Origin of the sequence: Nocardioides sp. Soil774 (assembly GCF_001428125.1) — a bacterium.
Classification (GTDB): domain Bacteria; phylum Actinomycetota; class Actinomycetes; order Propionibacteriales; family Nocardioidaceae; genus Nocardioides.
Window position 1 is genome coordinate 187033 of the sequence record NZ_LMSM01000007.1, and the last position, 20605, is coordinate 207637.

Below are 20605 nucleotides of genomic sequence, written 5' to 3' on the forward strand. Positions count from 1 at the left end.
GCCACCGGACGTCAGCCCTTGTCCAGGTAGGCCGACGCGGCCGAGCGCTCGACCTCGGCGACGGCTTCGGCGAGGTCGGGTGCCTGCGTGAGCGCAGGATCCTCGGAGAGTAACGCCTCGGCGGCCTCGCGGGCACGCACGATCGTCTTCTCGTCGCGCAGCACGCGCAGCGAGACCAGCCCCGACCGGAAGCCCGACTGGCTGGCGCCGAGCACGTCGCCCTCGCGCCGCTGCTCGAGGTCGACGCGGCTCAGCTCGAAGCCGTCGGTCGTCGACGCGACGGCGTCGAGGCGCTCGCGCGCGGGCGAGCCGGCCTCGGCGTGCGACACCAGCAGGCACAGCCCCGGGAGGCCGCCCCGACCGACCCGACCGCGCAGCTGGTGGAGCTGGGAGACACCGAACCGGTCTGCGTCGAGGAGCACCATCGTGGTCGCGTTGTGCACGTCGACCCCGACCTCGATGACCGTCGTGGAGACGAGCACGTCGATGTCGCCGGCGGCGAACGCGCGCATGGTGCGGTCCTTGTCGTCGGGCGCCAGCCGGCCGTGCAGGACGGCCGTGCGCAGGCCGGTGAGCGGGCCCGCGGACAGCTCCGCGTGGACCTCCTCGACCGCGGCCAGCGAGCGCTTCGGCGCGATCTCGGCCCCCTCCTCGTCGAGGTCGACCTGGTCGCTCTCCCCCTCCTCGCCCGAGTCACCGGCGATGCGCGGGCACACGACGTAGACCTGGTGGCCCTTCTCGACCTCCTCGCGCACCCGCTGCCACACCCGCTCGATCCAGGTGGGCTGCTCTGCGAGCGGCACGACGTTGGTCTGGATGGGCGCGCGTCCTGCCGGCAGCTCGGTGAGCACCGAGGTCTCGAGGTCGCCGAACACCGTCATCGCCACCGTGCGCGGGATCGGCGTCGCGGTCATCACGAGCACGTGGGGCGGGGTGCCGGCCTTGTCGGTCAGCGCGGCCCGCTGCTCCACGCCGAAGCGGTGCTGCTCGTCGACGACCACCAGGCCGAGGTCGGCGAACTCCACGACGTCCTGCAGCAGGGCGTGGGTGCCGATCACGATCCCGGCCTCGCCGGTGACGATCTTGAGCATCGCCTCCTGGCGAGCGGCCCTGCCCATCGACCCGGTGAGGAGCACGACCTGCGTCGCGTCGGCGGCCCCGCCGAGCATCCCGCCCTGGGCGAGGTCGCCGAGCATCGCGCTGATCGAGCGGTGGTGCTGCTGGGCGAGCACCTCGGTCGGCGCGAGGAGCGCCGCCTGGCCGCCGGAGTCGACGACCTGCAGCATCGCTCGCAGCGCGACGAGGGTCTTGCCGGAGCCGACCTCTCCCTGGAGGAGCCGGTTCATCGGGTGGTCACGGCCGAGCTCCTCGGCGACGAGGTCGCCGATCTCGCGCTGTCCGCCGGTGAGCTCGAACGGCAACCGGTCGTCGAAGGCCGCCAGCATGCCATCGGCGCGACCGGTGCGGGCCCGTGCGCCCTGCGCGCGGTGGACGGCCCGACGGCGTGCCAGCACCAGCTGCAGCACCAGCGCCTCCTCGAAGCGGAACCGCTTCTGTGCCGCACCGAGCTGCGCCCAGTCGTCGGGGCCGTGGACCCACCGCAGTGCCTGCATCACGCTCAGCAGCTCGAAGCGCTCGCGGAGCTCGGGGGTGAGGACGTCGGGCACACCGGTGACCAGGTCGAGGGCCGCCGTCACGACCTTCTGGAGGTCCCAGGTGTAGAGCTTGGCGGTCAGCGGGTAGACCGGGATGAGCTTGCTCAGCATCGCCCCCTCCTCGCCGTCGAGGGCGAAGCCGTGCGCCTGCTCCAGCTGCCAGCTGCCCCGGAACTGCTTCGCCTTGCCGGTGAACAGCGCCCGACCACCCGTCGCGAACTCGGCCTCGTGGCGATCGGCCAGGTTCTTGTAGGGGCTGAACAGCGTGACGGAGAAGTCGGGGCCGTCGGTGCGCAGGCGGATCGTCGTACGCCACTGGCGGCGGTTGGCGGCGGTGAACGGGGCACTGGAGCACGAGCGCACCTCCCCCACGATCGTCAGCTGCTCGCCCACGACCGGCGTCGCGACCTCGGACAGCTCGGTGGCGGCGACGTAGCGCCGGGGGAAGTGGCGCAGCAGGTCACCGACCGTGCGCAGGCCGAGGCCCTCCTCGGCGAGCTTGCGCTTCTTGTGCGAGCTGCCGAAGACGACGCCGATGGGGCTGTCCGGGGTGATGGCGACCATGCGAGGACCGGGTCACTCGACGCTGACGAGCAGCGGGTAGCGCGGCTGGCCACCGTGGTGGACCGCGACGTCGACGGTCGGGTGCCGCTCCTCGACCCGGGCCGCGACCCGGTCGGCGAGCTCGACGCCGTCCTCGCCGGAGACGATGGTGACCAGCTCTCCTCCGCCGGCGAGGAGCCGCTCGAGCACCTCGTCGGCCACCGTCTCGAGGTCGGAGCCGACGACCGCGAAGTCGCCCGCGATCACGCCGAGGGCGTCGCCGGACTCGCACGGGCCCGCCATGGTGATCGCCTGGCGGGCCGCGACGGTGACGGCGCCGTGCCGCGCGTGGCGCGCGGTGGCGGTCATCTCGCGGACGTCGGCGTCGAAGGCCCGCCCGGGCTCGTGCACCGAGATCGCGGCCAGGCCCTGGACCTGGGCCTGGGTGGGGATGACCTCGACCGACACGTCGTGCTCGGCCTCGGCGGTGCGAGCGGCGATCTCCGCGGCCCGCACCGTGTCGCCGTCGTTGGGCAGCACGACGACCTCGGCGGCACCGCAGGACGTGATCGCCTCCAGCAGCTGGCCCGTCGAGGGTCGCTGCCCGGGCCCACCGTCGACGACGACCGCGCCCGCGGACTCGAAGAGCTCCGAGAGCCCGGGCCCGGCCGCGACGGCGACCACGCGCCGGCCCGAGCGGGTGGAGGACCGCTGGCGCACGGCGGCCACCTGGTCGGCGAAGTGGGTGACCCGGATCCGGTGCGGACGTCCGGCGGCGATGCCCGCCTCGATCGCGGCGCCCACGTCGTCGACGTGCACGTGGACGTTCCAGAGGCCGTCCCCGCCCACCACGACCAGGCTGTCACCGAGGGCGGCCAGCGACTCGCGCAGCACGGCGACGGCGTCGTCCTCGGCCTCGGGGGCCACGTCGAGGAGGTACATCACCTCGTAGCCGGGCCCGTCCGGGGTGAGGTCGTCGCTCGGGACCGTCGCGGCGACCGGGATGTGGTGGGTGCCGATCGGGACCGCGACGGGCATCGGCCGTCGACCGGTCGCGGTCGTCTCCACGGCGTCGAGCACGACGCAGAGCCCGCGCCCGCCGGCGTCGACCACGCCGGCCTGGGCCAGCACCTCTAGCTGCTCGGGAGTGTGGGCGAGCGCGACCCGGGCGGCCGCGGCCGCGGCGGTGAAGACGTCACGGGTGCGGGCCCCGCGCGCCGCCGCCTCCAGCGCGGCGTCCGACGCGGCCCGCGACACCGTGAGGATGGTGCCCTCGACGGGCGTGCCGACCGCGGCATAGCTGGCGTCGGTCGCCTCGGCCATCGCCGCGGCGATCGTCTCGGCCGGGCTGTCCTCGATCGCGGCGCCGGCGAGGTGGCGTACGTAGGCGCGGAGCATCTGGCTGAGGATCACGCCCGAGTTGCCACGCGCGCCCATCAGCGCGGCGCGGGCGAGCACCGCCATGCCGTCGCCGAGGGAGAGGTCGGGCTCGCTGGCGCGGGCCTCGCGCAGGGCGTCACGGGCGGCGGAGACGGTGAGGAACATGTTGGTGCCGGTGTCGCCGTCGGGCACGGGATAGACGTTGAGGGCGTCGATCTCCTCGCGCGCCGAGGACAGCGCATCGGTCGCGATGTCGACGAACCGCGCGACGCCGTCCAGCGTGATGCCGTGGGTGACGTGCTCCATCGCGTCGGTGTGCTCCCGGGGTGTGTGATGCAGGTTCGTCGTACGATGTGCTGCGCGCCACAGGGTAGTGCCCTGCACCCACGCCCCTGCGATTTCATCTCCCCGCAGGTCCTCGGCTACTCTTGCGCGGTTGCCTGTGGCCGCCTCTGGTGGTGCAGGCCTCCAAGACATCAACCTCGAACGGATCGGAGTGCACGGTGGCTGCCGTCTGCGACATCTGCGCCAAGAAGCCGGGCTTCGGAAACAACCGTCCCTGGTCGCGCAAGATCACGAAGCGTCGCTTCAACCCCAACATCCAACGCGTCCGGGCGACCGTGAACGGCACGCCCAAGCGCCTCAACGTCTGCACCGGTTGCCTCAAGGCCGGCAAGGTCTCGCGCTGACCTGACCCAGACTTCTCGTCGAGACCCCCGTCGCTCTGCGGCGGGGGTCTTGTCGTGCTGGGTTGAGGCTGCGCCGGTGTCGCTCGTCGGCGTTGAGTCGCTGGGAGACTCAATGCCCAGTGACGCTCAGAAGTGCGTCCACCCGGCGGGGCCGTCGTAGGGCGCCCCGTCGACCGTGACGCCCTCCCCCTCGCGGACCTCGCCCACGACCTGCCACCCGTCGGGCACGGAGGCGCGGTCGGGGAAGGTCGCGAGGAGCGCGTGGTCGTCGCCGCCTCCGAGGATGAACTGCATCGGGTCGGCGCCGAGCGCGGCGCCGACGGCCTGCAGCGGCTCGGGGACCTCGAAGGCGTCGCTGCGTACGTCGATGGCGACGCCGCTGGCCTCCGCGAGGTGCCCGGCCTCGGCGACCAGCCCGTCGGAGATGTCGATGAGGGCGGTCGCACCGGCCTCGGCCGCCACGCGTCCGGCGCCGTAGGGCGGCTCCGGGCGGCGGTAGGCCTCGACGAGCACCCGCGGGGAGCGGAAGCCGCGGCCGAGCACCGCCAGGCCCCCGGCGGCCCAGCCCTGGCGGCCGGTCAGCGCGAGCACGTCGCCGGGTCGGGCGCCCGAGCGCAGCACCGGCGACTGCGTGCACTGGCCGAGGACCGTCACGGCGATCACGAGCTGATCGGAGCGGGTGATGTCACCCCCGACGACCGTGGCCCCGACGCTCGCGCACTCCTCGGCGAAGCCTCGGGCGAAGTCCAGCGCCCAGGCCACCGGCAGGTCGGCCGGCGCGGCCAGGCCGATGGTGAGGTGGCGCGCGGTGCCGCCCATGGCGTTGACGTCGGAGAGATTCTGCGCGGCGGCTCGGTGCCCGACGTCGGAGGCGTCGGCCCAGTCGCGGCGGAAGTGGCGGCCCTCGACCATGAGGTCGGTGGAGACCACGACATGGCCGTGCTTGATGCGCAGCACGGCGGCGTCGTCGCCGGGCCCGACCAGGACGTGCTCGTCGCTCTCGAAGACCTTCACGAGCTCCGAGATCAGGCCGAACTCGCCGACCTCGGCCAGGGTTGCATCCGTTGTGAGGGCCATGGCCCCATCCCACCAGACCCTTCGGCGATCACACCCCACCCATCCCCTGTCGGCGTGGGCGCGCCGCGCGGTAGGTTGTGCCGGTCACACCCGCTGAAGAGACCGAGGAGTCCCACGATGGTCGTCCAGGCCTACATCCTGATCCAGACCGACGTCGGCAAGGCCGCCGAGGTCGCCCGCGAGATCGCCCAGGTCAGCGGCGTCACGCTCGCCGAGGACGTCACCGGTCCCTACGACGTGATCGTCCGCGCCGAGGCCAAGAACGTCGACGAGCTCGGCAAGCTCGTGGTGTCGAAGGTGCAGAACCTCGACGGCATCACCCGCACGCTGACCTGCCCGGTCGTCCACATCTGATCGTCTCCCGACGACACGTGCGCGCACCTCGACGCCCCGGCTCCCGCACGAGCCGGGGCGTCGTCGCGTCCGCCCTCGGCTGCCTGCTGCTCTCCTCCTGCAGCGGCGGCACCACCCCCACCATCGAGGAGCACGACCTCTCCTCCGCCGACCGCACGGCCTGCGAGGCGCTCGTCGCCGCCCTGCCCGACACGCTGGCGGGCCAGGACCGGGTCGACGTCGACGACGGTGTCCTCGGTGCGGCGTGGGGCGATCCGGCGTACGTCCTCACGTGCGGCGTGCCGGCGCCGGCCGACTACGCGCCGACGTCGCAGTGCAACGTGATCGACGGCGTCGGGTGGTGGGTCCCCGACGACCAGCTCAGCGACCTCGGCGAGGACGCGACGCCCATCGCCCTGAGCCTGCGGCCCTACGTCGAGGTGTGGGTGTCGGCCGACCGGCGCACCGAGGGCATCGACCGGGCCCTCGCCGAGCTGGCCCCGGCCCTCAAGCAGCACCTGGGCGAGGGCCTGTCCTGCCTGTAGGCAGCTAGCGCAGGCCGGTGTCGCGGCGCAGCGCGAGCTGGACGAGCCGATCGACCAGGTCGGGGTAGGCCATGCCGGACGCGGCCCAGAGCTGGGGGTACATCGAGGTGGGCGTGAAGCCGGGCATCGTGTTGAGCTCGTTGATCACCAGCGACCCGTCGGGCATGACGAAGAAGTCGACGCGGGCCAGGCCCTCGCACGACAGCGCCTCGAAGGCGCGCACGGCCATCGCCCGCAGCGACTGCTCGACCTCGGCGGGGACGTCGGCGGGGATGTCGATCTCGGTGTGCTGGTCGGCGAGGTACTTGGCCTCGAAGTCGTAGAACTCGTGGTCGCCGCCCGTGCGGACCTCCCCCGGACGCGAGGTCTCCGGCGGTCCCTCGAGCGTGCCGAGCACACCGCACTCCACCTCGCGCGCGCCCTCCATCGACTGCTCGACGAGCACCTTCGGGTCGTGGCGGAAGGCCTCCTCGAGCGCATTCTCGACCTCGCCGGCGTCGTGGACCTTGCTGATGCCCATGCTGGAGCCGGCGCGCGCGGGCTTGGCGAAGGAGGGGAAGCCGAGGTCCTCGATGCGGGCGCGGCAGCCGACGGGGTCCTGCTCCCACTCGGTGCGGGTGACGACGATGCCCGGGGTCACCGGAAGGCCGGCCGACTCGAGCACGACCTTCATGAAGGCCTTGTCCATCCCGACCGCCGAGGCGAGCACGCCGGAGCCGACGTAGCGCACCCCGGCCATCTCGAGCATGCCCTGCAGCGTGCCGTCCTCGCCCCACGGCCCGTGCAGCAGCGGGAACACCACGTCGACCTCGCCGATGACCGACGGGACGCTCGACGGCTCGGTGACCACCAGGTCGGTGCCCGTGGTGGCCCCCATGAGCGCGACGGGCGAGCGCTGCGCGTCGACCTCGGGCAGGTCGCCGCCGCGGATCGCGAGGCGGCCGGGCTCGTCGGCCTCCAGCACCCAGCGTCCGTCGGTGGCGATCCCGACCGGCACCACGTCGTAGGTCTCACGGTCGATCGCGGCCAGCACGCTGCCCGCGGTGACGCACGAGATGCCGTGCTCGGACGAGCGGCCACCGAAGACGACGGCGACGCGAGGCTTGCGGGCGGGGTGGTCCTGGGAGGTCTCGTTCATCGGCTCGACCCTATCCACCTACGCTGGCGCGCATGGCTGCAGACTCACCCCTCAGGCCCGGCACCCTCGCCGTGACCGCCGGTCGCCCCGACAAGACGCCCGACGCGCCCCTCAACACCCCCATCACGATGGCCGCGACCTACGTCGCCGGCGGCGAGGTGGAGTACGGGCGCTACGGCAACCCGACGTGGACCGCGCTGGAGGAGGCGCTCGGCGCGCTCGAGGGCGGGCGCTGCCTGACCTTCGCCTCCGGCCTCGCCGCGGTCGCGACGGTGCTCGACCTCGTCGGGTCCGACGGCAAGGTCGTCGTGCCCCGCCACGCCTACACCGGCACGATCATGCAGCTCGGCGACCTGGAGTCGCGCGGTCGCCTGCGTGCCGAGCTCGTCGACATCACCGACACCGAGGCGGTGGTCGCCGCCTGCGCCGACGCCGCGCTGGTGTGGCTCGAGTCGCCGACCAACCCGGCGCTGGAGGTCGCCGACATCGCCACCATCACCGCCGCCGCGCACGAGGCCGGCGCCTACGTCGTGGTCGACAACACCTTCGCCACTCCCCTGCTCCAGCGTCCGCTCGAGGACGGCGTCGACCTGGTCGTGCACTCCGCGACCAAGTACCTCGCCGGTCACTCCGACGTGCAGATGGGCGCGATCGTCACCGCCGACGACGAGCTGTGGACCGTGCTCAAGGGGCGACGTGACCTCGTCGGCGCCATCCCCGGCCCGTTCGAGGCGTGGCTGACGCTGCGCGGGCTGCGCACCCTGCACCTGCGCGTCGAGCGTGCGCAGGCCAACGCCCAGGAGCTCGTACGCCGTCTCGCCGAGCACCCCGCGCTGTCGGAGGTCCGCTACCCCGGCTTCGGCGGCATCGTGAGCATCGTGCTCGCCCAGGGCGAGATGGCCGCCGACCTGCTCTGCCGCAAGACGCGGCTGTGGGTGCACGCGACGTCGCTCGGCGGCGTCGAGTCGACGCTGGAGCGGCGCCGCCGCTGGAAGGCCGAGGCGGCGACCATCCCCGACGGTCTCGTGCGGCTCTCGGTGGGCATCGAGGACGTCGAGGACCTCTGGGAGGACCTGCGCGACGCGCTCGACGGGTGCGTGGGCTGAGCCCCGCCCGGCGTCATGAGGTCTGCGGGTCCGGACCCGCGGTCCTCATGACGCTGCGGTGGCTCAGTCCATCTCGGGCTTGGTGTCGCGCGCGATGAAGGAGTTCATCATGTCGAGCGCGGTCATCCGCCCGTCGACGACGGCGTCGACGGCCTCGGCGATCGGGGCGTCCACGCCCTCGCGACGGGCGAGGGCGAGCAGCGACTTGCAGGACTTCGCGCCCTCGGCGACCTGGCGCGTCGAGGCGTAGATCTCCTCGGTCGTCATGCCCTGCCCGAGTCGCTCGCCGAAGGTGCGGTTGCGCGAGAGCGGCGAGGAGCAGGTGGCGACGAGGTCGCCCAGTCCCGCGAGGCCCATCAGGGTCAGCGGGTTGGCGCCCTGCGCGACCGCGAGGCGCGCGGTCTCGGCGAGGCCGCGCGTGATGACCGACGCAGTGGTGTTGTCGCCGAAGCCGAGACCGACGGCCATGCCGACCGCGAGGCCGACGACGTTCTTGTAGGCGCCGCCGATCTCGCAGCCGAGCACGTCGACGGAGGTGTACGGGCGGAACGACGGCCCGTGGGTGATGGCCTGGAGCTGCTTGGCACGGTCCTCGTCGAGGCAGGCGACCACCGAGGCGGCCGGCTCGCGGCGGGCGATCTCCCGCGCCAGGTTGGGCCCGCTGAGCACCGCGATCCGGTTGGCCGGCGCGTCGGTGACCTCCTGGATCACCTCGCTCATCCGCATCAGCGAGCCGAGCTCGACGCCCTTCATCAGCGACAGCAGCGTGGCCTTCTCCGGGATCACAGGCGCCCACGACGTGAGGTTCTCCCGCAGCGACTGCGACGGCACCGTCAGCACGACGACGTCGGCGTCGGCCGCGACCTGCTCGGGATCGGTCGACGCGCTGATCGACGGCGGCAGCTCGATGCCCGGCAGGTAGTCGGTGTTCTCACGGCGGTCGTTGATGGCCTCGACCACCTCGTCGCGGCGCGCCCACAGGGTCACGTCGTTGCCGGCGTCGGCCAGCACCAGCGAGAACGCGGTGCCCCACGATCCGGCGCTGAAGACCGCGACCTTGGTCCTGTGCTGGGTCATCGGCTGCGCTTCCTCTTCGTGGTGCGGTGAGTGGTGCGGTGGGCGGTCGTCGGGCGGGCATCGCCGTGGGGGTTGCCGATCTCCCGTACGCCGCGGGCGCGGGGGTCGAAGCGCTCGGCGGGCGGCGTCTCGTCGCGCAGGTCGGCGACGATCGCGGTGATGGCGGCCATGATCCGCTCCGTGGCGCGCGCGGTCGTCGCCGCGTCGTGCGGCAGGTCGAGCAGGTCGTCGAGTCGCACCGGGTCTCCGGCCTTCATCACGATGTTCTTGCGCGGCACCAGGTGCGGGCGCTTGGTGTAGGGCGGCAGCACCTCCTGCGCACCCCACTGACCGACCGGGATGACCGGGCAGCCGGTGGCGAGCGCGATCCGCGCCGCGCCCGTCTTGCCCTTCATCGGCCACAGGTCGGGGTCGCGGGTCAGCGTGCCCTCGGGGTAGATGACGATGCACTCGCCCTCGCCGATCGCGCGGACCGCGGCGTCGTAGGCGCCGATCGCGTTGCGGGTGAGTCGCTCGACGGGGATCTGACCGGCCGAGGACAGGAATCCGCCGAGGTACTTGTTGGTGAAGAGCCCCGACTTCGCGAGGTAGCGCGGGAGCCGGCCGTGGTCGTAGACGAAGTGCGCCGACAGCAGCGGGTCGACGTGGGAGATGTGGTTGAGCACGACGATGCAGCCGCCGGTGGCGGGGATCTTCTCGCCGTCGATCCAGGTGCGCGAGGTGGCGCCGAGCAAGGTGGGCTTGAGGATGGCCGCCGCCACCGTCATGGCCCAGCCGCGCTCCTGCTGCAGCTTCCTGACCCGCACCCGCCACCCCACCTGATCTGCTCCGCGACCCGGCCGCGGTGCCCCGCAGCCGGCCGGACGCTCCCTGCGTCGCGAGCAGGCTACTCGCTCGTGCGGGCCCGGGGACCGCTCCGCCGCGCTGGTCCCGGGTGACAGGATTCGTGCGTGTCGTCCCTCCCCCCGCCGCCCGGTCCCGACGGTGCCCCGGCCGCCACGCAGTGCGTGGTCGTCGTACCGGTGAAGCCGCCGTCGCTCGGCAAGTCACGCCTCGCCGGCCTCGCCGACGAGCAGCGCCGCGAGCTCGCGGAGGCCTTCGCGCTGGACACCGTGGAGGCGGTCGCGGCGACGCCCGGCGTCGCACGCGTGCTCGTCGTCACCGACGACTTCCGCCTCGCCGGCGCGATGCGGGCACTGGGTGCCGAGGTCATGCCCGACGGCGCCAGCGAGGACCTCAACGCGACCCTCGCCCAGGCCGCGGCCGAGGTCGCTCGCCGCTGGCCGGACGCCGTGCCGGTGGCGCTGTGCGCGGACCTCCCGGGACTGCGACCTGCCCAGCTGGGTGCGGTGCTCGAGGAGGCTGCAGCCCTCGTGCGGGCGGGCGGCTCGGCCTTCGTGCGCGACCGCGCCGGCACCGGCACGACGTTGTACGCCGCTGCTGCCGCACGCTTCGACCCGCAGTTCGGCACCGCGTCGGCGTCGCGTCATGGGGGCGAGGGCGCGGTCGAGGTCGGCGTGACCGCGAGCAGCGTGCGCGCTGACGTCGACGACCTCATCGACTTGGGTGCCGCGCTCGTCCACGGCGTCGGGCCGCGCACGACCCGGGCAAGCGGAAGGCGGGCCACCCCCCAGGGGTGACCCGCCTCTCGCCGGCGCTCGCAGGAGTGCTGCGTCGTCAGGACTTCTTCGCGGTCTTCTTCGCCGGCGCCTTCTTGGCCGGAGTCCTCGAAGCCGTGCTCTTCGACGCGGTCGACTTCGAGGCGGTCGACTTGGACGCGGTCGACTTGGACGCGGTCGACTTGGCGGTCGTCTTCTTGGCCGGGGTCGCCTTCTTGGTGGCCGCAGCCTTCGTGGCGGTGGTCTTCGCAGCCGTCTTCTTCGCAGCCGTCTTCGTCGCCGGAGCGGCCTTCTTCGCCGGGGCGGCCTTCTTGGCCGGAGCCGACTTCTTGGCAGCCGTCGACGTGGTCTTCTTCGCCGCCGTGGACTTGGCCGCCGACTTCTTCGCCGGCGCCGCCGTCCTGGCCGGAGCCGACTTCTTGGCGGCCGCACCGGTGACGGCAGCCGCAGCAGCGCGCACCCCCGCCGGAGGCTTCGGCATGGTCGCAGCGGTCAGCTTGGGCAGCTTCTTCGCACCCGAGATGACGTCCTTGAGCTCCTTGCCCGCGGAGAACTTCGGCACCGACTTCTTCTTGGACTTCATCCGCTCGCCGGTCTGCGGGTTGCGGACCCAGCGCGCGTTGCGCACCGCCTTCTCGAACGAACCGAAGCCGGTGATGGCGACCTTCTCGCCCTTGGCCACCTCACGGGTGATGGTGTCGAGCACCGACTCCAGTGCGTGTGCCGCCTGCTTGCGGTTCCCCTCGTAACGCGCGGCGAGCGCGTCGATGAGCTCTGACTTGTTCACTAGCTTCCCTTCCAATGAACGCCGGAAGCCGAGCTCGTGCTCGACCCTCTGCGAGGCACGCTAGGCACATGGAAGGGTGAGGACAATCACCATCGGCCTTATTTGTAGGGGATTTTTCAGGCCGTGACGGGCTTCCAACCCGGTCGTGCCGCCTCGAACGCGGCGATGTCGTCGTCGTGGCCGAGGGTGATGCCGATGTCGTCGAGCCCCTCGAGCAGGCGCCAGCGGGTGTAGTCGTCGATGTCGAAGGAGTCCTCGACGGCGTCGTCGCCCGCGCCGGCGCGCACCGTACGGCTCTCCAGGTCGACGGTGATCTCGCCGCCCGGGTGGTCCTCGAGCCAGTCCCACAGCCGCTGCACGACCTTCTCGTCGACCTGTGCCGCGAGCAGCCCGGCCTTGCCGGAGTTGCCGCGGAAGATGTCGGCGAAGCGCGAGGAGATGACGACCTTGAAGCCGTAGTTCTGCAGCGCCCAGACGGCGTGCTCGCGCGAGCTGCCGGTGCCGAAGTCGGGACCTGCGACCAGCACGGACCCGGCGGCGTACGTCGGGTCGTTGAGCACGAAGTCGGGATCGTTGCGCCAGGCAGCGAACAGCCCGTCCTCGAAGCCGGTCCGGGTCACCCGCTTGAGGTAGACCGCCGGGATGATCTGGTCGGTGTCGACGTTGCTGCGCTTGAGCGGGACGCCGACGCCGGTGTGGGTGGTGAACGAGTCCATGTCAGACCTCCTGCAGGTCGGCGGGGCTGGAGAGGGTGCCGCGCACGGCGGTGGCGGCGGCGACGGGGACGGACACGAGGTGCGTACGACCACCCTTGCCCTGCCGGCCCTCGAAGTTGCGGTTGGACGTCGAGGCGCTGCGCTCGCCGGGGGCGAGCTGGTCGGGGTTCATGCCCAGGCACATGGAGCAGCCCGCACCTCGCCACTCCGCACCGGCGGCGACGAAGACCTTGTCGAGCCCCTCGGCCTCGGCCTGCAGGCGCACGCGCACCGAGCCGGGCACGACGAGCAGGCGCGTGTCGTCGGCGACGTGACGGCCCTCGAGGATCGACGCCGCCAGGCGCAGGTCCTCGATGCGGCCGTTGGTGCAGGAGCCGACGAAGACGGTGTCGACCTTGACCTCGCGCAGCGGGGTGCCGGCCTCGAGGCCCATGTAGTGCAGGGCCTTCTCGGTGGCGACCTTGTCGTTGGGCTCGTCGAAGTCGTCCGGGCTCGGGACCGAGGCCCCCAGCGGAGCGCCCTGGCCGGGGTTGGTGCCCCACGTGACGAACGGCGTCATGGTCGAGGCGTCGAGCACGATCTCCTCGTCGAAGACGGCGTCGTCGTCGGTGCGCAGCGTCCTCCAGTGCGCGACGGCGGCATCCCAGTCGGCACCCTTCGGCGCCTCGGGCTTGCCCTCGATGTAGTCGAAGGTGGTCTGGTCGGGCGCGATCATGCCGGCCTTCGCGCCCCACTCGATCGACATGTTGCACACCGTCATCCGGCCCTCCATCGAGAGCTCCTCGATGGCCTGCCCGCGGTACTCCACGATGTAGCCCTGGCCGCCGCCGGTGCCGGTGTGGGCGATCAGGGTCAGCACGAGGTCCTTGGCGGTGACGCCCTCGGGCAGGCTGCCGTTGACGGTGACGGCCATGGTCTTCGGGCGCGCCTGCGTCAGCGTCTGCGTCGCGAGCACGTGCTCGACCTCGGAGGTGCCGATGCCGAAGGCGATGGCGCCGAAGGCGCCGTGCGTGGAGGTGTGCGAGTCGCCGCACACGATCGTCATGCCGGGCTGGGTCAGGCCCAGCTGCGGGCCGACGACGTGCACGATGCCCTGCTCGATGTCGCCGAGCGGGTGCAGGCGCACGCCGAAGTCCGCGCAGTTCTTGCGCAGCGTCTCGACCTGCGTGCGGCTCACCGGGTCGGCGATCGGCTTGTCCCAGTCGAGCGTCGGGACGTTGTGGTCCTCGGTCGCGAGCGTGAGGTCGGGGCGGCGTACGGCGCGGTCGGCCAGGCGCAGGCCGTCGAAGGCCTGCGGCGACGTCACCTCGTGGAGGAGGTGGAGGTCGATGTAGAGGAGGTCGGGCTCTCCGGCCGCACTGCGGACGACGTGCTCGTCCCACACCTTCTCGGACAGGGTCTTGCCCACGACGATCTCCTTCACACTTTCTGGCGGTGGGACGACCATAGGCTTGCATCCCACTGGCTGAGATGCGAATATCGGTATATGGACAACGGATCTGGTGTCGGCGTGCTGGACAAGGCCGCCCTCGTGCTGGCGGCCCTCGAGGCCGGACCGGCCACCCTGGCCGGGCTCGTGGCCGGCACCGGCCTGGCGCGCCCCACGGCCCACCGCCTCGCGGTGGCGCTCGAGCACCACCGCCTCGTGGCGCGCGACATGCAGGGACGCTTCGTCCTCGGACCGCGCCTGGCCGAGCTGTCGGCCGCGGCCGGCGAGGACCGGTTGCTCGCCGCAGCCGGACCCGTCCTGGCACGACTGCGCGACATCACCGGCGAGTCCGCGCAGCTCTGGCGCCGCCAGGGCGAGCACCGCGTCTGCGTCGCCGCCGCCGAGCGCCCGTCGGGCCTGCGCGACACGATCCCCGTCGGCTCGCAGCTCACCATGAACGCCGGCTCGGCCGCGCAGATCCTGCTCGCGTGGGAGGACCCGGAGCGGATGCACCGCGGCCTGCAGAACGCCGCCTTCTCCGCCACCGCCCTGTCCGGCATCCGCCGTCGCGGGTGGTCGCAGTCGGTCGGCGAGCGCGAGCAGGGCGTCGCGTCGGTGTCGGCCCCGGTCCGCTCCCCCGGCGGCAAGGTGATCGCCGCGGTGTCGGTGTCCGGCCCGCTCGAGCGGCTCTCGCGCCAGCCCGGGCGCATGCACGCACCCGCCGTGCTCGCCGCCGCCGACCGGCTCTCGGAGTCGCTGCGCCGCGCTGCTGCGGAGTAGCTGGGGCTGCTTAGCATCTCGGCTCAGAACAAGGCGTCCTGCTCCAGCTCCAGCAGCTGCTGCTTGCGCTCCAGCCCGCCGGCATAGCCGGTCAGCGTGCCGTTGGCGCCGATGACGCGGTGGCACGGCACCACGATCGGGATCGGGTTGCGGCCGTTGGCCAGCCCGACAGCGCGTGAGGCGGCGTTGGTCATGCCGAGCCGACCGGCGATCTCGCCGTAGGACGCGGTGTCGCCGTAGCCGATCTGCTCGAGCTGGTGCCACACGCGACGCTGGAAGTCGGTGCCGACCGGGGCGAGCGGCAGGTCGAACGTCGTCAGCTCGCCCGCGAAGTACGCCGTCAGCTGGCGCACCGCCGCCGCGAGCACGGGCTGGTCGTCGGCGCGTTCGCCGAGCGGGCGGCCGTCCGCCGGTGGGCGGAACGGCGAGAACTCGATCGCCACGATCGAGCCGTCACGCTCGACGATGCGCAGGTCGCCGATCGGCGAGGGCATCACGGTCCACATGTCAGTTCTCCTCCACCGGGCGGTGTCTCGGGCATCAGGGTGTTCCACAGGTGCATCAGGGCGTAGGACCGCCACGGTCGCCATGCCTCCGGGTCGGGCACGGTGCCGTCCGCCCCTGCCATGCCCGCCAGCAGACGGCGCACGGCCAGGTCGGTGGGCAGGAAGACGTCGGGGTGGCCCAGGGCGCGCATCGCGACGTAGTCGGCGGTCCACGGCCCGATGCCGGGCAGCGCCAGGAGCGAGCGGCGTACGTCGTCGCGGTCGGGGCCGCGGTCGAGCACGACCGTGCCGTCGGCCAGCGCCGACGCCAGTCCGACCAGGGCGCGGCCGCGGGTCCGCGGCATCGGCAGGGTCTCGGGGTCGACGCCCGCGAGCGTGGCGGCGTCGGGGAAGAGGTGGGTCAGGCCGGGCACGGGCGAGGAGACCGGGCGACCGTGGGCGGCGACGATGCGCCCTCCGACGGTCCGCGCGCCAGTGACGCTGACCTGCTGGCCGATGACCGTGCGCACGGCCGTCTCGTCGCCGTCGACCTGACCCGGGACACGAAGCCCGGGGGTGGCCCGCACGAGCGCGCCGAGCGCGGGGTCGGCACCGAGGTGGGCGTCGACCGCCCCGGGGTCGCAGTCGGCGTCGAGCAGGCGGCGTACGCGCTCGCTGGCCGCCGCGGTGTCGCGCAGGTCGTGCAGCCAGAAGTCGGCCGCCACGAACCCGGTGCCGGTGCCCGCCGGCAGGTCGGTCAGCCGGAGCCGGACGGTGCCGGGACCGTGGGGCAGGTCGAGCGTGCGGGCGTAGGTGCCGGGCGCGGCCACCTCGACGCCCGGCACCAGGTGGTAGGCGAGGAAGTCGAGCAGCCGGGTGCCGGCGAAGGGTGTGCGGACCGCAAGGCGCATCGTGAGCGCGCCGGGGGTCCGGGCGGCGTGCGCTGAGCCGCGGCGCTCGCGCAGCTGGCTCGGGGAGGCGGCGTAGACCTCGCGCACGGTGTCGTTGAACTGCCGCACGCTCGCGAAGCCGGCCGCGAACGCCACATCGGTGACCGGCAGGTCCGTGGTCTCGATCAGGACCCGCGCCGTCTGGGCCCGACGTGCACGGGCCAGGGCCAACGGCGCGGCGCCGAGCTCGCGGGTGAGCAGCCGGCCCAGGTGGCGCGGGGTGTAGCCGACACGTCGGGCGAGCCCGTCGACCCCCTCGCGGTCGACCAGGCCGTCGGCGATGAGCCGCATCGCCCGGCCGGCGACGTCGGCGGCGACGTCCCACTCCGGGCTGCCGGGCGTGGCGTCGGGCAGGCAGCGCTTGCAGGCCCGGTAGCCGGCGGCGTGCGCACTGGCTGCGGTCGGGTGGAAGGTGACGTTGGCGACCGCCGGCGTGCGTGCGGGGCACGAGGGCCGGCAGTAGATCCCGGTGGTGCGCACCGCGGTGTAGAACACCCCGTCGAAGCGGCGGTCGCGGCTCTGGACCGCGCGGTAGCACGCCTCGGTGTCGAGGTGCCCGGTCGGAGTCATGTGCCCAGTCTGACCGGCGGCACTGACCCGCACCAGCGGGAATCGGACACGACGACCGCGCTCGGTCCCGGCACCCGGCTGAGGAGAGCCGGTCGGTTCAGGCCGGCTCGGTGCGCGTGAGCGCCCCGCGGGCCAGCACGACCACCATGACGAGCGGGAGGACCGCCGCGAGCAGGTAGGGGAACGGGGTCAGGATCGCCAGGAAGACGGTGAGCAGGACACCGAGGAGTGCGATCGCACCGAACAGGCGCCGCGTCGTGGCCCTCCCCGCCGCCAGGTCGGCCGTCTCGGGGTCGTCGCCGTGGACCAGCCGGGCCACACCGACCGCCGCCCCGGAGAGCAGCAACAGCGCCAGGAACGTCAGGAAGAACGACCCGGCGACCTCGGGATCGCGGCCACCCATGAGTGCCACGGTGACGGCGAGCGCGAGCAGGATGATGGCCAGGGAGACGGCGACGCCGATGCCCAGGCGCAGCTGCGCGGGCGTGGCGGGGTTTGTTCCAGCGGTCACGGGGCAAACCTATGCTGGCCGGCCGAGAGACAGGGGAACATGTCGCCCATGAAGGTTGACCCGGATGCCATCCCCGGCTTCGCGCAGGAGATGAGCGTGCTGCGCTCCTCTGCCGACAGCGCCGCGCTCCAGGCCCGCTACACCGACCCGCAGCCGTCGGGTGGCGCCCTCCTCCTCCGCCTCATGGGCCATGGCGCGAACGTCGAGGCTCAGGTGCGCGTGGGCTCGACCGGACCGCAGCAGAGATGACCGACGAGGACAGGGCGCGCCTGGGCGGTGAGCTCGGCCGCGCCGGTGGCCGAGGCGTCGACTGACCGGCTCGGCGCTCGGCCGATGGACGAGGGCGACATGACGAAGGGCCCGGTCCGAGGACCGGGCCCTTCTGTTCTGCGTTGGTACCCCCGACCGGATTTGAACCGGCGTTACCGCCGTGAGAGGGCGACGTCCTAGGCCGCTAGACGACGGGGGCTTGCAGATGCCGCTCAGTGAGCGGCGGAGAGAACATTATCGAAGATGCCGTTCCGCTCCAAATCCTGGCCCGAGGGCCCGGACTCGCTGGGGTACTAGGACTCGAACCTAGAACAACTGAACCAGAATCAGCCGTGTTGCCAATTACACCATACCCCATGGGGGTATCGGATCAACCGCTGCGCGACCTTTCCGACCACCACGTGGTTCCTTCCGGAGACCTTCCAGAACCGACCCCGAAGGTTACACGCGAGGGGCCGGGGCGACCAATTCGGGGCCCGGCGGCGGCTGCGGCACCACTCCGCCGACGGGCGGTCCGGAGACGACGATCCCCATCACCTTCGCGACCCAGCTCGCGAGCCCCAGGTAGAGCAGCGACTGCGTCAGCGTCGCCACGATCATCCACGGGCTCGACGGCCCGCTCGCGTTGAGCGAGGTGGTCATGTCGCCGAAGGCGAGGGCCATGCCATAGGCCAGGAAGTTGTTGAGCACGTGCATCGCGATGGCGGCCTCCAGACCGCCGGTGCGGATCACGAGGATGCCGGCGACCACGCCGAAGGCGAAACGGTCGAAGAAGACCGGCGGGCTCTGGCCGAGCCCGTGGGCGAGCGCGAACAGCACCGACGGCACCACCACGGCCAGCACCAGCGACACCCGCCGCCACGGCAGCAACGAGCCGAAGGCCTGCGTGAGGTAGCCGCGGAAGACGTACTCCTCGCCGGCCGCCTGCAGCGGCGTCAGCAGGGCGATGACGAGCAGGAAGTCGCGGGTGGTCGAGGTGAAGTCGTTGACCGCGCCGACCGGCTCCTCGCCTGCCGACAACGGCAGGAAGAGCGAGACGCCCACGCTCGCCACCAGCGCCACCACCGCGAGCGGCAGGCAGGCCAGCAGGAAGCGCCAGCGCAGCCGCGGGGCGACCGAGGAGAGCCAGCGCGGCTTGAGCCGGTGGAACAGCCAGAGCACGAACCAGCTCGACACGATGGCCGAGCCGAGCACCACGTTGACCACGGCGAGCCCCAGCGGCGTGACCTCCTTGGTCACGTCGAGGACCGCGCTCGCCTCGCCGGCACTGCTCCCGCCGACCAGCAGCACGACGAGGGCCACCAGACCCAGCAGGGCGGGCACGATGCCGAAGACCAGCACCAGGAGCAGGACCGAGCCCAGGAGCGAGCGCCACCAGCCGGCGCGCCCGACCCGCTGGAGCTCGTGGTAGCGCGGACGGAAGTCGGGCGCCAGCGGGGTCGTCACGGGATCGTCCGGCCCTCAGGCCAGCACGGACTGCAGCCGCGCGAGGCTGCGCTCGCGCCCGAGCAGCTCCATCGACTCGAAGAGCGGCGGGCTGACCCGGCGGCCGGTGACCGCGACCCGCACGGGGCCGAAGGCCACGCGGGGCTTGAGCTCCATGCCCTCGATCAGCGCCACGCGCAGCGCCTCCTCGATGGCCGAGGTCGACCACTCGTGGAGCCCCGCGAGGGCGTCGTACGCCGCCTGCACGACGCCGCGGCCGGTCTCGTCGAGCAGCTTGGCGACGTCGGCCTCGTCGCGGGTGAAGTCGGCCTCGTCGACGAAGAGGAAGCCGAGCATCTCCGGCGCCTCGGTGAGCTTGTTGATCCGCTCGGCGACCAGCGGCATGGCCAGCTCGAGCAGCTGCGCGTCGGCGTCGTGGACGGGGTCGCCGACGACACCGGCCTCCTTGAGGAACGGCAGCACCCGGTGGGTGAGGTCGTCGATCGACAGCAGCCGCATCTGCGAGGCGTTGATCGCCTCGGCCTTCTTGAGGTCGAAGCGCGCGGGGTTGGGGTTGACGTCCTTGATGTCGAACTTCTCGACCATCTCGGCCAGCGTGAACACGTCGCGGTCGGCGGCGATGGCCCAGCCGAGGAGCGCGAGGTAGTTGAGCAGGCCCTCGGGCAGGAAGCCCTGCTCGCGGTAGAGCGCCATGTGGGCCTGCGGGTCGCGCTTGGACAGCTTCTTGTTGCCCTCGCCCATGACGTAGGGCAGGTGGCCGAACTCGGGGGTGAACCTGGCGACGCCGAGCTCCTTGAGCGCGTCGAAGAGCGCGACCTGGCGCGGGGTGCTGGAGAGCAGGTCCTCGCCGCGGAGCACGTGGGTGATCTCCATCGTCGCGTCGTCGACGGGCGCCGTCAGCGTGTAGAGCGGGTCGCCGTTGGCACGGCAGAGCGCGAAGTCGGGGACGAACTCGGTCTCGAAGGTGATGTCGCCGCGGACGAGGTCGTGCCAGGTGATCGAGCCGTCGGGCATGCGGAACCGCACCACGGACGTGCGGCCCTCGGCCTCGAAGGCGGCGCGCTGCTCGTCGCTGAGCTCGCGGCAGAAGCCGTCGTAGCCCATCACCTTCGAGCCGCTGGCCTTGCGGCGCGCCTCGACCTCGTCGTTCGTGCAGAAGCAGTCGTAGGTGTAGGACGACTCGCGCAGCCGGGTCAGCACGTCGGCGTAGATGTCGGTGCGCTCGGACTGGCGGTAGGGGCCGAAGTCGCCACCGACCACGACGCCCTCGTCCCACGTGAGGCCGAGCCACGTCATCAGGTCGATGAGCGAGTCGTAGGACTCCTGGGTGTTGCGCGCCTTGTCGGTGTCCTCGATGCGGAACACGAAGGTGCCGCCGTGGTGGCGCGCGAAGGCCCAGTTGTAGAGGGCGGTGCGGGCCAGGCCGACGTGCGGCGACCCCGTCGGGGACGGGGCCATGCGGACGCGTACGGGCCGGGTGTCGGGGGTGGTCATGGGGT

The 20605-nt window shown here is 72.4% G+C and carries 21 protein-coding genes and 2 tRNA genes; 7 read left to right on the forward strand and 16 right to left on the reverse strand.

Going from position 1 to position 20605, the window contains the following annotated elements:
• Nucleotides 1-11: 11 nt before the first annotated feature.
• Entirely contained in the window at nt 12-2219 is a 2208-nt protein-coding gene (locus ASG76_RS10650; RefSeq protein ID WP_056602596.1) for an ATP-dependent DNA helicase RecG, read from the reverse strand.
• 12 nt (nt 2220-2231) lie between these two features.
• Nucleotides 2232-3884, reverse strand: coding sequence for a DAK2 domain-containing protein (locus tag ASG76_RS10655; RefSeq protein ID WP_056602598.1), 1653 nt, complete (start codon nt 3882-3884; stop codon nt 2232-2234).
• A gap of 197 nt (nt 3885-4081) precedes the next feature.
• Between ASG76_RS10655 and rpmB the strand changes: the two genes are divergently transcribed.
• Nucleotides 4082-4267, forward strand: a complete 186-nt coding sequence (rpmB, locus tag ASG76_RS10660) for a 50S ribosomal protein L28 (RefSeq protein ID WP_056602600.1) — start codon at nt 4082-4084, stop codon at nt 4265-4267.
• A gap of 126 nt (nt 4268-4393) precedes the next feature.
• On the opposite strand, the gene ASG76_RS10665 is transcribed toward rpmB, so the two are convergent.
• A complete protein-coding gene (locus ASG76_RS10665; RefSeq protein WP_056602602.1) occupies nt 4394-5344 on the reverse strand; it encodes a thiamine-phosphate kinase in 951 nt (316 codons plus the stop codon).
• 117 nt (nt 5345-5461) lie between these two features.
• Between ASG76_RS10665 and ASG76_RS10670 the strand changes: the two genes are divergently transcribed.
• Together ASG76_RS10670 and ASG76_RS10675 are read left to right on the forward strand one after the other, a co-directional pair.
• Nucleotides 5462-5698, forward strand: coding sequence for an Lrp/AsnC family transcriptional regulator (locus tag ASG76_RS10670; RefSeq protein WP_056602604.1), 237 nt, complete (start codon nt 5462-5464; stop codon nt 5696-5698).
• Between the two features lie 17 nt (nt 5699-5715).
• Nucleotides 5716-6222 (forward strand): DUF3515 domain-containing protein, encoded by a 507-nt coding sequence (locus tag ASG76_RS10675; protein WP_056602606.1) that lies wholly within the window; start codon nt 5716-5718, stop codon nt 6220-6222.
• A 4-nt stretch (nt 6223-6226) separates the two neighbouring features.
• Here the strand turns inward: ASG76_RS10675 and ASG76_RS10680 are convergent, their stop codons facing one another.
• The gene (locus tag ASG76_RS10680; RefSeq protein WP_056602608.1) at nt 6227-7360 is read right to left on the reverse strand and encodes a D-alanine--D-alanine ligase family protein; all 1134 of its coding nucleotides are present in this window, start codon (nt 7358-7360) and stop codon (nt 6227-6229) included.
• Between the two features lie 32 nt (nt 7361-7392).
• Between ASG76_RS10680 and ASG76_RS10685 the strand changes: the two genes are divergently transcribed.
• The gene (locus ASG76_RS10685) at nt 7393-8466 is read left to right on the forward strand and encodes a trans-sulfuration enzyme family protein (RefSeq protein WP_056602610.1); all 1074 of its coding nucleotides are present in this window, start codon (nt 7393-7395) and stop codon (nt 8464-8466) included.
• Nucleotides 8467-8529: 63 nt separating this feature from the next.
• Here ASG76_RS10685 and ASG76_RS10690 read toward each other — a convergent pair whose 3' ends face one another.
• Both ASG76_RS10690 and ASG76_RS10695 read right to left on the reverse strand, forming a co-directional pair.
• Entirely contained in the window at nt 8530-9543 is a 1014-nt protein-coding gene (locus ASG76_RS10690) for an NAD(P)H-dependent glycerol-3-phosphate dehydrogenase (RefSeq protein WP_056602612.1), read from the reverse strand.
• Nucleotides 9540-10349, reverse strand: a complete 810-nt coding sequence (locus ASG76_RS10695; RefSeq protein WP_157559071.1) for a lysophospholipid acyltransferase family protein — start codon at nt 10347-10349, stop codon at nt 9540-9542. The genes ASG76_RS10690 and ASG76_RS10695 overlap by 4 nt, the downstream gene beginning before the upstream one ends.
• A gap of 144 nt (nt 10350-10493) precedes the next feature.
• Between ASG76_RS10695 and cofC the strand changes: the two genes are divergently transcribed.
• Entirely contained in the window at nt 10494-11183 is a 690-nt protein-coding gene (cofC, locus tag ASG76_RS10700; RefSeq protein ID WP_235529525.1) for a 2-phospho-L-lactate guanylyltransferase, read from the forward strand.
• Nucleotides 11184-11220: 37 nt separating this feature from the next.
• Here cofC and ASG76_RS18790 read toward each other — a convergent pair whose 3' ends face one another.
• From ASG76_RS18790 to leuC, 3 genes are all read right to left on the reverse strand, one after another.
• A complete protein-coding gene (locus ASG76_RS18790) occupies nt 11221-11949 on the reverse strand; it encodes an HU family DNA-binding protein (protein ID WP_082587438.1) in 729 nt (242 codons plus the stop codon).
• Between the two features lie 116 nt (nt 11950-12065).
• Nucleotides 12066-12665 carry a 3-isopropylmalate dehydratase small subunit gene (leuD, locus tag ASG76_RS10710; protein WP_056602616.1) on the reverse strand — a complete coding sequence of 200 codons (600 nt, stop codon included), beginning with the start codon at nt 12663-12665 and terminating at the stop codon, nt 12066-12068.
• Between the two features lies 1 nt (nt 12666).
• Nucleotides 12667-14073, reverse strand: coding sequence for a 3-isopropylmalate dehydratase large subunit (gene leuC / locus ASG76_RS10715; RefSeq protein ID WP_056602875.1), 1407 nt, complete (start codon nt 14071-14073; stop codon nt 12667-12669).
• Nucleotides 14074-14151: 78 nt separating this feature from the next.
• Between leuC and ASG76_RS10720 the strand changes: the two genes are divergently transcribed.
• Entirely contained in the window at nt 14152-14874 is a 723-nt protein-coding gene (locus ASG76_RS10720) for an IclR family transcriptional regulator (protein WP_056602619.1), read from the forward strand.
• 23 nt (nt 14875-14897) lie between these two features.
• On the opposite strand, the gene ASG76_RS10725 is transcribed toward ASG76_RS10720, so the two are convergent.
• The 3 genes from ASG76_RS10725 to ASG76_RS10735 all read right to left on the reverse strand — a co-directional run bounded on the left by ASG76_RS10725 (nt 14898) and on the right by ASG76_RS10735 (nt 17390).
• Complete coding sequence (locus ASG76_RS10725; RefSeq protein ID WP_056602621.1) at nt 14898-15380, reverse strand: methylated-DNA--[protein]-cysteine S-methyltransferase; 483 nt, start codon at nt 15378-15380, stop codon at nt 14898-14900.
• Nucleotides 15368-16879 carry an AlkA N-terminal domain-containing protein gene (locus ASG76_RS10730; protein WP_056602623.1) on the reverse strand — a complete coding sequence of 504 codons (1512 nt, stop codon included), beginning with the start codon at nt 16877-16879 and terminating at the stop codon, nt 15368-15370. The genes ASG76_RS10725 and ASG76_RS10730 overlap by 13 nt, the downstream gene beginning before the upstream one ends.
• Nucleotides 16880-16976: 97 nt before the next feature.
• Nucleotides 16977-17390 (reverse strand): hypothetical protein, encoded by a 414-nt coding sequence (locus ASG76_RS10735; protein WP_056602625.1) that lies wholly within the window; start codon nt 17388-17390, stop codon nt 16977-16979.
• A gap of 48 nt (nt 17391-17438) precedes the next feature.
• Here ASG76_RS10735 and ASG76_RS10740 point away from each other — a divergent pair, with 48 nt between their 5' ends.
• The gene (locus ASG76_RS10740) at nt 17439-17639 is read left to right on the forward strand and encodes a hypothetical protein (RefSeq protein ID WP_056602627.1); all 201 of its coding nucleotides are present in this window, start codon (nt 17439-17441) and stop codon (nt 17637-17639) included.
• 144 nt (nt 17640-17783) lie between these two features.
• Here the strand turns inward: ASG76_RS10740 and ASG76_RS10745 are convergent.
• The 4 genes from ASG76_RS10745 to gltX all read right to left on the reverse strand — a co-directional run bounded on the left by ASG76_RS10745 (nt 17784) and on the right by gltX (nt 20600).
• Nucleotides 17784-17859: transfer RNA gene (locus ASG76_RS10745), tRNA-Glu, on the reverse strand.
• 86 nt (nt 17860-17945) lie between these two features.
• Nucleotides 17946-18017: transfer RNA gene (locus ASG76_RS10750), tRNA-Gln, on the reverse strand.
• Between the two features lie 84 nt (nt 18018-18101).
• Nucleotides 18102-19106 (reverse strand): CPBP family intramembrane glutamic endopeptidase, encoded by a 1005-nt coding sequence (locus ASG76_RS10755; protein WP_082587439.1) that lies wholly within the window; start codon nt 19104-19106, stop codon nt 18102-18104.
• 15 nt (nt 19107-19121) lie between these two features.
• Nucleotides 19122-20600: a glutamate--tRNA ligase gene (gene gltX, locus ASG76_RS10760; protein WP_056602629.1), complete on the reverse strand. Its 1479-nt coding sequence runs from the start codon at nt 20598-20600 to the stop codon at nt 19122-19124.
• Nucleotides 20601-20605 lie beyond the last annotated feature (5 nt).